Genomic DNA, 12,715 nt, shown 5'->3' on the forward strand with positions numbered 1-12,715 from the left:
CTATGGAACACTACAGCCCTTTATTGGCACTGCTAATATTTTTTATTGTAGTAGCCTTATTATATGTTTTATTTAGACCTACAAAAGGTTGGTTTTGGGTTATTAAAAAATCCCTTAAAAGCAACGAAAAAGAAATTATCGAAGACGTTTTAAAGCAACTTTATCATTTCGAGGATTCGAAGAATAAGGTAGATATGAAAACTTTAGTTCAAGTCTTAGATTATAAAAATGATGATATCGTTGAAGCCGTAAAAAAAATGACGATTAACGATTTAATCTATTCGGAATTCGATGCTTTAAAATTAACGGAAGAAGGGCGAGATTATGCACTTCGAATTGTTAGGGTTCACCGACTTTGGGAACGTTATTTAGCAGACAAAACAGGAGTTCATAAAAAAGAATGGCACGATAGAGCCGAATCTATGGAGCACCGTTTAAGTCATGAAGAAGCCGATGAGTTGGCGGCGCATTTAGGTCACCCGCAATTCGATCCTCATGGCGATCCTATTCCAACACGAACTGGGAAATTGGCCGATGTTCACGGTGTAGAGTTGCCTTTATTACCTGTAGGATCGGTTGGAAGAATTACGCATATTGAAGATGAGCCTGAAGTGATTTATAAACAAATTCTAGCTGAGAATATTTATATGGGCTCCGTCCTTAAAATAACCGAAAATAATTCTACACGGATTGTATTTCAGTCGGAAGGCGAAGAGTTTAAATTGGCTCCCATAGTTGCAGCAAACTTAACTGTTGCACCTATAGAAACATTAGTCGATATAGAAGAAAATATAGCGCGTTTGTCTAGTTTAAAAGAAAACGAAACGGCAAAAATTATTGGTATTTCAAAAGAAAATAGAGGAGATAGTCGAAGACGATTGTTAGATCTTGGATTTGTAAAAGGCTCGGATGTAAGTATCGATTTATTGAATCCGTTAGGAGACCCTAATGCATATTTAATAAAAGGAACATCTATTGCATTACGAAAAGATCAGGCTTCAAAAATCTTAATTCAAAAATCTTAAACTATGGAAACAAAAGTAAAAAGTGCTTGCGAAACTTGTGCCCATTTTAATAAAGATGGTTTAAAACGTTTAGGTATTCAAACAGACGATTTTGACTTTGTCGTGGCATTAGCAGGAAATCCGAATACGGGTAAAAGTACTGTGTTTAATGCGTTAACAGGTTTAAAACAGCATACAGGAAACTGGCCAGGAAAAACGGTGACGCGTGCAGAAGGTGGTTTCGAATATAATAAAGAAAAATACAAGCTGGTAGATTTGCCAGGAACATATTCCTTGCTTTCAACCTCTGAAGATGAGGAAGCCGCTAGAGATTTTATCCTTTTCGGGAAACCCGATGTTACGGTAATTGTAGCCGATGCCAATCGATTAGAACGTAATCTAAATTTGGTACTTCAAATTCTTGAAATTACAGATAAAGCTGTATTGTGTTTAAACCTTATGGATGAGGCCAAACGTAATAAAATTGATATTGATATCAGAACATTATCACGAGATTTGGGTATTCCTGTAGTGCCAACGAGTGCGCGATTTAATAAAGGAATTCCGGAACTAATCCAAACCATTAGTGAGATTGCAAGTGGGCAAATTGTTTGTAAGCCACATCGTATTAAAAACGTACCAAAAAATATTGAAAAGGCGGTTAAAACCTTAACTACCGAAATAGAAAAAGAATTTCCTAATATCCCAAATAGTCGTTGGATTGCATTCCGATTATTGGAAGGTGATAAGCAAATTATTGAGGCTTTAAAAACAGGAGAATTTCTTTAAATTTTCAAGAACATGAAAGAAAATAATATAGACAATATCATAGAGTTATCTAACGATTTGCGTTGGCAAATTGGTGATGAATTTCACGATAACCTTACCGAAAGTATCTATGCAGATGCTGCCGATATTGTAAGAGATTCAGTAAAAACTGAAGAAGGAGAAAAACGGTTTCGTTTAGATTCTAAAATTGATAAAATAGTAACGAGTAAAACGTGGGGTTTCCCTATAATGTTTTTAATACTTGGAACTGTGTTGTGGTTAACAATTGTTGGGGCTAATTATCCCTCGTCTTTGCTAGCAGAATTACTTTTAGATACCATTCATCCCATTTTAACTAGTGGGGCCGAAAGTATTAATATGCCTTGGTGGCTTGCCGGTTTTTTAATCGATGGGGTATATTTGGCTGTGGCTTGGGTTATTGCAGTTATGTTGCCGCCAATGGCCATATTTTTTCCCATGTTTACCCTTTTAGAAGATTTTGGTTATTTACCTCGAGTAGCTTTTAATTTAGATTCCTTATTTAATAAATCTGGAGCGCACGGTAAACAGGCTTTAACCATGAGTATGGGATTTGGTTGTAATGCCGCGGGTGTAGTGGCGACTCGAATTATCGATAGTCCTAGGGAACGATTAATTGCTATTATTACTAATAACTTTTCTCTGTGTAATGGGCGTTGGCCGACTCAAATTTTAATTGCAACAATTTTTATTGGAGCCGTTGTACCAGAATCATTATCTAGCATTGCATCGTTATTAGCAGTAATCGGGATTGCTGTTCTAGGAATGGGATTTATGTTTGGTGTGTCTTGGGTGTTGTCTAATACCGTTTTAAAAGGTGAAGTGTCTACATTTAATTTAGAATTACCACCTTACCGTCCGCCACGTTTTTGGAAAACTATTTACACCTCGTTAATAGATAGAACTGCAATTGTATTGTGGAGAGCTATAGTTTTTGCAGCACCTGCTGGTGCAATTATATGGCTTATTTCTAATATTCATATTGGAGACGAGTCTATAGCTGCCTGGTTAGTTAATGGAATGGATGGTTTTGGATTCTTACTCGGATTAAATGGTGTTATTCTACTTGCATATATCGTTGCTATTCCCGCTAATGAAATTGTGATTCCAACTATTTTAATGCTGACGGTTATGGTTACTGGAATTGGTGGTGGAGAAGGTGCAGGAGTTATGTTCGAATTAGATTCTATAAATGCAACAGGCGATATTTTAAGAGCTGGAGGCTGGACCTTATTAACGGCTATAAATTTGATGCTATTTAGTTTGCTCCATAACCCGTGTAGTACAACCATTTATACTATTTATAAAGAAACGAATAGTGTTAAGTGGACTATCGTTGCTTCTATAATGCCGGTGATTTTAGGGTTTGTGGTTTGCTTCTTAGTAGCTCAAGTTTGGAGAATTGTTTTTTAAGTTGATAAAAAATGACAGATGAGGAAATTCGTCATAGAGTAAGTGCCGTGAAAAGTATTCAAGGCATGACGGTTAACGAAAGATTATACGCTACCGATTTAATGGCTGTATTTGATAAATCTAAAACCACTGATAAAGAATTGGCAAGACGAATTCTATTATTCCTGAAAGTTGATACTTTTTCAATTGATAAAATCTTGAACTAAAAAAAACACCACGAAATTCTCGTGGTGTTTTTTTAGTTTATAAAAGGTCCTCATGCCGAAGCCAATTCTCAATAACGAATGTTTTACAATTCGTAATTATCGTGAAGCTGAGGTTGTTTAATGTTGTATTATATATGTTGTTTAAGAACAACCGCAACCGTCACCATCAGAGCCACATGCTTTTTTAGACTTTCCTTTTTTCCAAAAGTATTTCTTGATAAAAAATGCGACTGCAATTCCTAAGGATGCAAAAACCAATATATTTTGAACGATTGTATTCATGAGTTTATAGTCGTTTTAATTACTGTTTACTTTCGATTATATTAAAACCTGATAGGCAATTAAAGCAGATACATAGGCTAAAATAGTCATAAATGCCAATTGGTAAGCCGGCCATTTCCAACTGTTGGTTTCTCGTTTTACAATGGCTAACGTACTCATACATTGCATGGCGAATGCGTAAAATAATAATAACGAAATTCCTGATGCAAAGTTAAAAAGTGGACCACCTAAAATAGGATTTACCTCTCCTGCCATTCTATTTTTAATCGTTTCTTCCTGGTCGTTACCTACACTGTAAATAGTGGCTAAAGTTCCTACAAATACTTCACGAGCGGCGAACGAACTTACAATTGCAATACCAATTTTCCAGTCGTAACCTAAAGGTCTAATTGCAGGTTCTATTGCGTGACCAGCAATACCGATATAAGAATGTTCTAGTTTATAAGAATCTATTTTATGATCTAAGTCGTCTTGAGATAAATTTTCTGAAGCATACTTTTCTGTCATAATGTTTTCAGCGTCATTAAATTTTTCACCAGGACCATAAGATGCTAAAAACCATAAAATAATAGATATAGCAAGTATGATTTTTCCGGCTCCGAATACAAACGATTTTGTTTTTTCAAGAACAGTTAAAGCAACATTTTTAAATAAAGGCATCTTGTAATTTGGCATTTCTACTACAAAAAACGTTTTGCTCTTAAGTTTCATCACGCGATCTAAAACGTAAGCGGCACAAACGGCTGTCGCAAATCCTAGTGCATATAATAACATTAAGGTTAGCGCTTGGTAGCCTAGACCTAAGAAAGTACCTTCAGGAATAACTAATGAAATAATAATTAGATACACCGGTAGTCTTGCTGCGCAGGTTGTAAATGGTGTAACAAGTATAGTAATTAATCGTTCTTTCCAACTTTCTATATTTCTGGTAGCCATTATTGCAGGAATAGCACAAGCAGTACCCGAAATTAAAGGCACAACACTTTTTCCGCTTAATCCGAAGCGACGCATAATCCGATCCATTAAAAAGACTACACGACTCATATATCCACTTTCTTCAAGTATGGAGATAAATAAAAATAAGAAGGCAATTTGTGGAATAAAAATAACCACACCACCTAAGCCTGGAATAATTCCCTCGGCCAATAAGTTTGTAAATACTCCGGCGGGAAGTTCGGTTTTAACCCATTCTCCTAAAGAAGCAAAAGACGAATCAATAAAATCCATTGGTATGCTGGACCAATCGTAAATGGCTTGGAAAATTAATAATAGTATAAAAAAGAAAATAACATAACCCCATACTTTATGCGTTAGAATACGATCTAATTTTGCGCGTAAATCTGTAGCTTGAGCTGGATCTATAGTTTGTCCTTGTTTAAGGATGTTATTTATAAACTGATAACGTTTTATGGTTTCCTTTTGCTGGAGTCGCTTTAAGTCTGTTTTACTCTTCGTTTTAAAATCGGCAACAGCATCAAACTCATTTCTGTCTGTTTTTCCAAAATTAACATCTTGAGTAATTACTAACCAAAGTTTGTATAGTAACTGATTAGGGAAAACCTGTTGTAAGCGGTCGAAATAAGGTTTGTCAATTTCTGAAGCATTAAGACAAGGTGTTGTAGATTGTTCCCTATAATTAAGAATAAGTTCTTTTAATTGGTCTATTCCTTGGTTTTTTCGTGTGCTAACAATCGCAATTTTAGTCTTTAATTTTTCCTCTAAATAAGGAATATCTAAAGAAATGCCACGGCGAGACATACGATCTGCCATGTTAATCACTAAAATAGTAGGGATTTCTAAATCTTTAATTTGCGTAAAAAGAAGCAGGTTTCGTTTTAAATTTTCGACATCGCTAACTACAATGGCGATATCAGGAAAGTCTTTATCTTTTTTGTTTAATAGTAATTCAATCACTACATTTTCATCTAACGACGATGCGTTTAGACTATAGGTTCCAGGTAAATCGATAATGTGCGCTTTTACCCCGCGAGGTAATTTGCAAATCCCTTCTTTTTTTTCGACTGTAATTCCTGGGTAATTCCCTACTTTTTGATGCAGGCCAGTAAGGGCATTAAATACCGATGTTTTCCCTGTATTCGGATTTCCTATTAAAGCAACATTAATTTGTTTACTCATGCGATAATTTTTCAATTAAAATAAGACTTGCAGTATCCTTTCTTATGGCTAAATGTGTGCCATTTATGTTAAGGTAAATAGGGTCTTTAAATGGCGCAAGTTGAACAAGTTCCACTTGATTGCCTGGAAGACAACCCATTTCCATTAATTTTAAAGGAATTTGATCGGATGAAACATCTGTAATTACAGCTGTTTCTCCACGTTTTAGATGTGCTAAAGTTGTCTGCAAACTTATTTAGATTGATTTTAAAGAAGCAAAAGTAAGGTAAAAAGTGATGCTAAAAAAATTGTGACACTAAAACTACTTTTTATATTCTCTTTTTAGAATTTCAATGTCCTTTAGTAGTTGTGTAATGGCCTCAGGATCTGTACCATCGTAAAAACCTCGAATTTGTTTTTTCTTATCGATAAGCATGAAGTTTTCGGTGTGAATCATATCATATTCATCGCCATCTCCAACTGTTTTTACGGCTAGATAGCTTTTTCTTGCTAATGCGTAAATTTGTTTTTTATCGCCTGTAACCAAATTCCATTTGGCATCATTAACCCCTTTTTTCAAGGCATATCTTTTTAATTGTGCAACGGTATCAATTTGTGGTGTTACGGTATGAGAGAGTAGCATAACGTCTTCATCATTTAAAATTTGGTTTTGAATATGTGCCATATGATCGGTCATAATCGGACAAATAGTTTGGCATGTTGTAAAAAAGAAATCCGCTACGTAAATTTTATCTTTATAATCGTCTTGGGTGATGGTTTTTCCATTCTGATTCGTCAGGCTAAAATCTGCTATTTTGTGATATTTCCTAACATCGTAAAGGGTGCTATCTACTAGCTCTTGTTCTACTTGAGCAGGCTGGTAAATAGGAAGCGGTTTTTCAACATCTAAAATATTGTAAATAATAGATACAATAACTATTGAAATAATGGCAAAAACAATGGCGAAGTATTTGTAATCTTTAAAAAATGATAACATGGCGAAGTTTAAATCGTGAATGACACAAAAATACGAGTTAAATTAAGTTTATCGAAGCCCTTTATATGATAAATGCATGTTAAAAAAAGGGTGTTGTGTAGTTTATGTTTTTTTACGACTTTAAAAACCGTACTTTTGCGCGTTAAAATATAACCGTAAAAACTTCATGGAGTTTATAATTAAGATTTCACAATTTCTATTAAGCCTTTCCTTATTAATTGTATTACACGAGCTTGGGCATTTTATTCCAGCAAAACTATTTAAAACACGAGTAGAGAAATTCTATTTATTTTTCGATGTAAAATTTTCTCTTTTTAAAAAGAAAATTGGTGATACCGTTTATGGTATTGGTTGGTTGCCTTTAGGAGGATATGTGAAAATATCTGGAATGATAGACGAAAGTATGGACAAGGAGCAAATGGCCTTGCCTCCGCAACCTTGGGAATTTAGATCGAAACCAGCTTGGCAACGTCTAATTATTATGCTTGGTGGTGTAACGGTAAACTTTGTTCTGGCCGCATTAATTTATATGGTTATGGCATTTGCATATGGTGAAACCGATATTGCTACAGATAGTATTAAGGATGGATATTTTATAACAAATCCTATCCTTGAGAATATGGGGGCTAAAACAGGAGATAATGTTTTGGCAATTAATGGAGAAGCTGTAACAGGTTATAATGCCATGAGGCCGAAATTAATTGAAGCAAAAGAAATAACTATCGACCGTAATGGTGAAGAGTTTATATTAACTACGCCAGAAGATTTTCTAGGTCAATTAAGCACAGGTGAAGATCGTACGTTGTTTCAATTACGCACACCTTTTGTAGTGGCTCAAGTAGTAGATTCTTCGGCAAACAAGAGTGTTGATTTAAAAGAAGGTGATATTATAACGGCAGTAAATAATACCAAGTTAAAGTACTTTGATGAATTTGGACCTTTTTTAGAGTCGTTTAAAGGACAGACTGTAAGTGTAGATATTCTAAGAGATTTTGAACCGATTACAAGAGAACTTAAGGTTGATGAAGATGGTAAATTTGGAATTTATCCGTTCTCGGGAGCCAATGCAAAAACCTATGAAAAATTAGGATACTATAATGTCATTACTAAAACTTACGGACTAGGCGAAAGCATTGGTGTAGGAGCAATACGTTTTAAAGAACAGATTGTAGGTTATTGGGCACAGTTGGGAATGATTTTTAATCCAAATACAGGTGCATATAAAGGTGTAGGTGGTTTTAAAGCTATTTTCGATGTATTTCCTAGCACATGGAGTTGGGAAGCATTCTGGAGTATTACAGCCTTTTTATCGATTATGTTAGGGGTGCTTAACTTATTACCAATTCCAGCATTAGATGGTGGACATGTAATGTTCTTGTTGTACGAAATGATCTCTGGACGTAAGCCAAGCGATAAATTTTTAGAGTATGCGCAAATGGTTGGATTCTTCATTCTTATAGCATTAGTGCTGTTTGCGAACGGAAATGATGTCTTTAAAGCACTGTTTAAATAATTTTTTTAAATTTTTTTTCAAAAAGCTTTGTGCAATTGAAATAAAGTTCTATATTTGCACTCGCTAATGCAAAACACTCCTTCTTAGCTCAGTTGGTTAGAGCATCTGACTGTTAATCAGAGGGTCCTTGGTTCGAGCCCAAGAGAGGGAGCAAAGCTAGCTAAAAGCCTTACAGAAATGTAAGGCTTTTTTTATGCGTTATAGTTTCGTACTAGTTGTGTGGGGTGTCTTAGGGGTTTATGTGTTGTAGGCTCTAATAGTTCAGAACGAGAGAATATCTCAATATAATGGATTTTTGGTGTCTCTGCAGTGCCTCTCTTTCTGTTTCCTGTCTTCATCGTTTCTGCTTAAGTGCTGTTCGGTATTAAATCCTTTTCAATTAGAAATAATCGTTACTACTTATATTTTTATTCAATCCCTATAAGCGGACTACTAATCGTTCTTGGAATTGAATGAAAATCTATTAATCAGCATAAACTTTAGAGCTTCAGAAATGAATCACTATTGCTGGTGGTTTTAAATCGAGATGAATTAGATTTTAAAATCCTACTATTTTTTTAATATTCAAAATTGTGCTTAACTCATAAGAGGTGCTATTCACTTAATACTGTTCACTGTTAGTTGAAAACATAAAATTCGTATTCAACTAATGCGCAACTTTGTTTCATAATAACAATTTTAAATATATAAATTATGAAAAGAGTACAGTCAACATTTGGATTAGCGATGATTTTATTTTGTCTAACCTTTGTAAATCTTGCACAAGCGCAAGGAGGAAATGAGCAAAAAGAGCCGCCAACATATGCGAAGTTATTGGAAGAGATGGATGCTAACGAAGATGGTAAGCTTGCAGAGTCAGAACTAAAAGGACCATTGAAAAATGACTTCGCAAAAATCGATACAGATGAAGATGGTTTTATCTCGGAAGCGGAATTTAAAAAAGCTCCAAAACCAAAAGGTAGAAAGTAAAAGCGTTTGTGTGTTTCGAGACATGCTTAATAATGTAAGGGGCAATTGTCTGGGTTTTGTGTCTTTCGGTATAAATTTTAAAAGTTGGATTTAACTAAAATATGAAGTTGTTTAGAACCGTAAGAAGAAATCTAATAGTGTCCAATAATGTAAAAAAGTATCTGTTATATGCTTTGGGCGAGATTCTGTTAATTGTCGTAGGTATTTTAATTGCATGGAAGATTAATAATTTTAATGAATTAAGGAAGAATAAAATAATTCAAGAAAAGATATACGTAAGCTTGTACGAGGAGTTGCATACAAACTTAGGTGTTTTAAATACTTCTATTTTTCAGTATAAAAACAATACCACATCTTTACAGAACTCGCTTAATTATGTTGGTTTTAGTCCAGAAAGTTTAACGCAGGAGGCTAAAGATTTAATTGTTCGGGTAAAGTTTAAGAATACAAACTTGAGAAGTGAAGCTTTGAGTTCTGTGAACTTTACAGATAAGTTTCAGTTTTTGGAAAATGATACGGTAGCCGATTTAATAGCAGAATATCCATCTGAATTAAAACTTTTTGAAGAGCAAGAGCTGAAAATTAGATTTATTGTCGATAATAGATTGAAGCCAGTGTTGGAAGAGTATATTTCACTAAAAGATTTGCTTCCTGATAACAACGATAATTTTAATCAGATTAGAGCTTTTGGGCAAGAATCGAATTATATAGACTTGTTGAATAATAAAGAATATCAGAACAGTGTGATCGATCAGTTATTGCAAACTCAAATACAATTGAATACGGCTATAAACTTGCGGAACAAAACGGAAAAACTAGCTATTAAGTTGAAAGAAGAATTAGATGGTTAATTTATTTGTATTTTAGGTAGCGCATAGCATCCGCTTTATATAAATAATAGTTCTAAAATATATGTCAATATGAATACTCACATTTTTAAATCGCCGATTATCATTTTTACATTCTTTTGTTTTGGATTGGTTGGTTGTAATTTCTTTGCAAGTAATAATAAATCGGTCAAAGTAAAAGATGGTAATGTGATCGATGTAAACGCTTCTTATTTTTATACCGAAGGTGGAGCGATTACAATATCGACCGTGCCTTGCGAACTTTCTGATGGAACCAGTGCAGACTGCTATAAATTTGTTACAAAAAGTATTCCAGGCGATCATGCGATGGGACCATGGTGTCCAAGTAATATTTCAGATAGTGCAGAAGCTGGAGGGATTTGGTTAGAAGGCGGAGAGGTTTATGATGTAGATGGTGCATTCGTTAAGAATATGGCCGATTTTTACAACGATTCTAAATGGTTAATGTACGATGATAATGGAGATGTGTATATAACGGCGACTGAAGAAGATTGTGTTAATGCGGCAAATCCTAATGTAGGTGAAGAATATGAGAATTTTTGTGTAGAGTGTATGCCGTCTTATATTACCGATATTACACAATCGTGGTTAATTCCAATAACACCTGTGTCTCAGGATAGCGCGACATTATTTGCTAGAGGTCCTGGAGGTCGAGGAAATAGAGCGCCGTCTACACGTGGACTTGCCTTAAATGGTATCGAGTTTTCTGCGCCGGCACCAACAAATAGTATTTTGAGTGCTTATACACTTGCTCCGTTCGATGATGCTGGTGGACATATAAATGTACATCAGGGTTATCATTACCATGCAGCTACAGGATTTAGTACAAAAGTTGAACAGGAAGATGGGCATGCTGCTTTAATAGGTTACGCGTTGGATGGCTTTGGGATTTATGAATTGGAAGATGCTAATAATGCATTGCCGAAAGACTTAGATGATTTGCGTGGGCATACCGATGAGGCAAGAGGGTATCATTATCATGTTGATGCTGCTGGGAGTAATAACTTTATTAACGGGCTAAAAGGAGCATATGCGATTTAAGAGTAAAAAAGCAGTGTGGTTACTCTTAATTGTCTTTCTTGGATTCTCATTATCGGCTTTTGCGCATTCTCCAACAAATTCGACTACCGTTTTGGTGGAAGGTAAAGATGGAAAATGGATGTTGCAAATACGCGCAGCGCTTACAGCTTTCGAAACGGAAGTAGATACGCGATTTTCTGTAGACAGTTATAAAACGCCAGAAGAGTTTAAAGAGAGGGTTGTTCAATTTTTAACGGATGATATTGTCATTGCTTTTGATGGTGTGGTTTCGGCTTTAAAACATCCAAATGTAAAGCTGGGGCATGAGACTATTGTGGTATTCAAATTTGAAGTTCCAGATGATTTTGAAACCCTAAGTATTCAAAATTCTGGCTTTAGTAATATATATAGGAGTAAGAATACTATGTTAGTGGTTAGAGAGGGATTCGATAAGGCTAACTTCGTTTTAGATAAGGCTAATAATTTTAAAGTAGAGCTTGCGGTTGAAGGGAATCAGTTCAGTCAGATTGAACAGAATTCAAGTCGGTCTTCTTTACTATTATATATAGGAGGGCTTGTTGTATTGGTTATAGGGATTTTTAGTATTCGAAAAATGAAGATGAAGTCGTCTACCTAGGTCGGAAATAGTATTAAGTAAACAATAAGATCATAATTATAGCCGAAGCAATATGTCTAGATATATCGCTTCGGCCTTTTTTATAGCAATACTGGGTGAATAGAATCTGCTGAAGTATCAATCTTTGATCTGTTTGTATTGTTGTATAAGACACATGTTTTATATGTGTTCCTATAAAATGTAAGGTGTGTGCAATCATACCTTATATATGAATGTAAAATAATAGTTCTACTTATATGATAGGATGAGATGTATGTTGGTTATGGAAATGTGGTGTGCGCTCCTTATATATAGGAGGGCTAATATGTATTATAACGTAGGGATAGAGTAAGGTATTCCAAGCAGTGGAGGTTTTTAAAGTATTAGGTAGATTTATTTTCACTTCTAACGCGCTGACAGGTTACAACTTGAGATTTATTTCAGAATAAACCTCAGAAACATTAGTTAGATAAGAATAAAAGGGTGTATCTTTGCACCCGCTTAGCGACGCAACTACGGTAGTTTAGTAAAGCAAAACGTTCATTAACAGAGTTTTATTTATCGGATTTAGTTTAAATTAAAAAAGATAAAAAAAAGGCTTGTTAGTAAATAAAAAGGTTGTATGTTTGCAGCCGCTAAAAACGGCAACGTTTTTAGAAAGAAAGTTCTTTACAAGTTGTTTTAATGGGGTTAGAAACGTTGCAAAACGGATCTAAAAAAAAACTTCAAATAAACATTGTGAGATTAAAAAAAGGGTTTTATATTTGCACCCGCTTAACGAGGTAACGAGTTAAGAGACAAAAGAGAAATAAGTTCATTAACATATTGAATTGACAGCGTAGATAATAACTGGAAACGGTTATTATCAACAAAAAAGAATAAACCATTTTGAGTACCAAATTTA

General features: G+C 34.7%; 11 protein-coding genes, 1 tRNA gene and 1 pseudogene. 9 read left to right on the plus strand and 4 right to left on the minus strand.

The features are described 5' to 3' along the window. The first annotated feature begins 2 nt into the window (after positions 1 to 2). The 3 genes and pseudogenes from ACFFVB_RS08610 (at position 3) to ACFFVB_RS08620 (ending at position 3,430) form a co-directional block, all read left to right on the plus strand. Positions 3 to 1,025: a metal-dependent transcriptional regulator gene (locus tag ACFFVB_RS08610; RefSeq protein ID WP_382382319.1), complete on the plus strand. Its 1,023-nt coding sequence runs from the start codon at positions 3 to 5 to the stop codon at positions 1,023 to 1,025. 3 nt (positions 1,026 to 1,028) lie between these two features. Further along, positions 1,029 to 3,224: pseudogene (gene feoB / locus ACFFVB_RS08615) on the plus strand (ferrous iron transport protein B). Positions 3,225 to 3,235: 11 nt separating this feature from the next. Then, positions 3,236 to 3,430, plus strand: coding sequence for a hypothetical protein (locus tag ACFFVB_RS08620; RefSeq protein ID WP_382382320.1), 195 nt, complete (start codon positions 3,236 to 3,238; stop codon positions 3,428 to 3,430). Between the two features lie 141 nt (positions 3,431 to 3,571). Here ACFFVB_RS08620 and ACFFVB_RS08625 read toward each other — a convergent pair whose 3' ends face one another. The 4 genes from ACFFVB_RS08625 to ACFFVB_RS08640 form a co-directional block, all read right to left on the minus strand. Next, positions 3,572 to 3,712, minus strand: coding sequence for a FeoB-associated Cys-rich membrane protein (locus ACFFVB_RS08625; protein WP_382382321.1), 141 nt, complete (start codon positions 3,710 to 3,712; stop codon positions 3,572 to 3,574). 36 nt (positions 3,713 to 3,748) lie between these two features. Further along, positions 3,749 to 5,848 carry a ferrous iron transport protein B gene (feoB, locus tag ACFFVB_RS08630; RefSeq protein WP_382382322.1) on the minus strand — a complete coding sequence of 700 codons (2,100 nt, stop codon included), beginning with the start codon at positions 5,846 to 5,848 and terminating at the stop codon, positions 3,749 to 3,751. Beyond that, positions 5,841 to 6,077: a FeoA family protein gene (locus tag ACFFVB_RS08635; RefSeq protein ID WP_038526100.1), complete on the minus strand. Its 237-nt coding sequence runs from the start codon at positions 6,075 to 6,077 to the stop codon at positions 5,841 to 5,843. Before ACFFVB_RS08635 ends, feoB (ACFFVB_RS08630) begins: the two co-directional genes overlap by 8 nt. A 72-nt stretch (positions 6,078 to 6,149) precedes the next feature. Continuing rightward, a complete protein-coding gene (locus ACFFVB_RS08640; protein ID WP_382382323.1) occupies positions 6,150 to 6,824 on the minus strand; it encodes an SCO family protein in 675 nt (224 codons plus the stop codon). A gap of 166 nt (positions 6,825 to 6,990) precedes the next feature. Between ACFFVB_RS08640 and rseP the strand changes: the two genes are divergently transcribed. From rseP to ACFFVB_RS08670, 6 genes are all read left to right on the plus strand, one after another. Then, the gene (rseP, locus tag ACFFVB_RS08645; RefSeq protein ID WP_382382324.1) at positions 6,991 to 8,337 is read left to right on the plus strand and encodes an RIP metalloprotease RseP; all 1,347 of its coding nucleotides are present in this window, start codon (positions 6,991 to 6,993) and stop codon (positions 8,335 to 8,337) included. A 77-nt stretch (positions 8,338 to 8,414) separates the two neighbouring features. Beyond that, a tRNA-Asn gene (locus ACFFVB_RS08650) sits at positions 8,415 to 8,488 on the plus strand. Positions 8,489 to 9,030: 542 nt separating this feature from the next. After that, positions 9,031 to 9,306: an EF-hand domain-containing protein gene (locus ACFFVB_RS08655; RefSeq protein WP_382382325.1), complete on the plus strand. Its 276-nt coding sequence runs from the start codon at positions 9,031 to 9,033 to the stop codon at positions 9,304 to 9,306. A gap of 101 nt (positions 9,307 to 9,407) precedes the next feature. Then, entirely contained in the window at positions 9,408 to 10,157 is a 750-nt protein-coding gene (locus ACFFVB_RS08660; protein ID WP_382382326.1) for a hypothetical protein, read from the plus strand. Positions 10,158 to 10,226: 69 nt separating this feature from the next. Further along, a complete protein-coding gene (locus tag ACFFVB_RS08665; protein ID WP_382382327.1) occupies positions 10,227 to 11,216 on the plus strand; it encodes a YHYH protein in 990 nt (329 codons plus the stop codon). Beyond that, the gene (locus ACFFVB_RS08670) at positions 11,206 to 11,832 is read left to right on the plus strand and encodes a hypothetical protein (RefSeq protein ID WP_382382328.1); all 627 of its coding nucleotides are present in this window, start codon (positions 11,206 to 11,208) and stop codon (positions 11,830 to 11,832) included. Before ACFFVB_RS08665 ends, ACFFVB_RS08670 begins: the two co-directional genes overlap by 11 nt. The last annotated feature ends 883 nt before the right edge of the window (positions 11,833 to 12,715 follow it).

The sequence above is a fragment of the Formosa undariae genome (genome assembly GCF_042427615.1).
Classification (GTDB): domain Bacteria; phylum Bacteroidota; class Bacteroidia; order Flavobacteriales; family Flavobacteriaceae; genus Formosa; species Formosa undariae.

Bases quoted from the DNA above. Each gene is read 5' to 3' on its own strand.
- rseP (WP_382382324.1), top strand. From the start codon at position 6,991: ATGGAGTTTATAATTAAGATTTCACAATTTCTATTAAGCCTTTCCTTA.
- ACFFVB_RS08640 (WP_382382323.1), bottom strand. From the start codon at position 6,824: ATGTTATCATTTTTTAAAGATTACAAATACTTCGCCATTGTTTTTGCC.
- ACFFVB_RS08660 (WP_382382326.1), top strand. From the start codon at position 9,408: ATGAAGTTGTTTAGAACCGTAAGAAGAAATCTAATAGTGTCCAATAAT.
- ACFFVB_RS08665 (WP_382382327.1), top strand. From the start codon at position 10,227: ATGAATACTCACATTTTTAAATCGCCGATTATCATTTTTACATTCTTT.
- ACFFVB_RS08610 (WP_382382319.1), top strand. From the start codon at position 3: ATGGAACACTACAGCCCTTTATTGGCACTGCTAATATTTTTTATTGTA.
- ACFFVB_RS08625 (WP_382382321.1), bottom strand. From the start codon at position 3,712: ATGAATACAATCGTTCAAAATATATTGGTTTTTGCATCCTTAGGAATT.
- ACFFVB_RS08670 (WP_382382328.1), top strand. From the start codon at position 11,206: ATGCGATTTAAGAGTAAAAAAGCAGTGTGGTTACTCTTAATTGTCTTT.
- ACFFVB_RS08620 (WP_382382320.1), top strand. From the start codon at position 3,236: ATGACAGATGAGGAAATTCGTCATAGAGTAAGTGCCGTGAAAAGTATT.
- ACFFVB_RS08655 (WP_382382325.1), top strand. From the start codon at position 9,031: ATGAAAAGAGTACAGTCAACATTTGGATTAGCGATGATTTTATTTTGT.
- feoB (WP_382382322.1), bottom strand. From the start codon at position 5,848: ATGAGTAAACAAATTAATGTTGCTTTAATAGGAAATCCGAATACAGGG.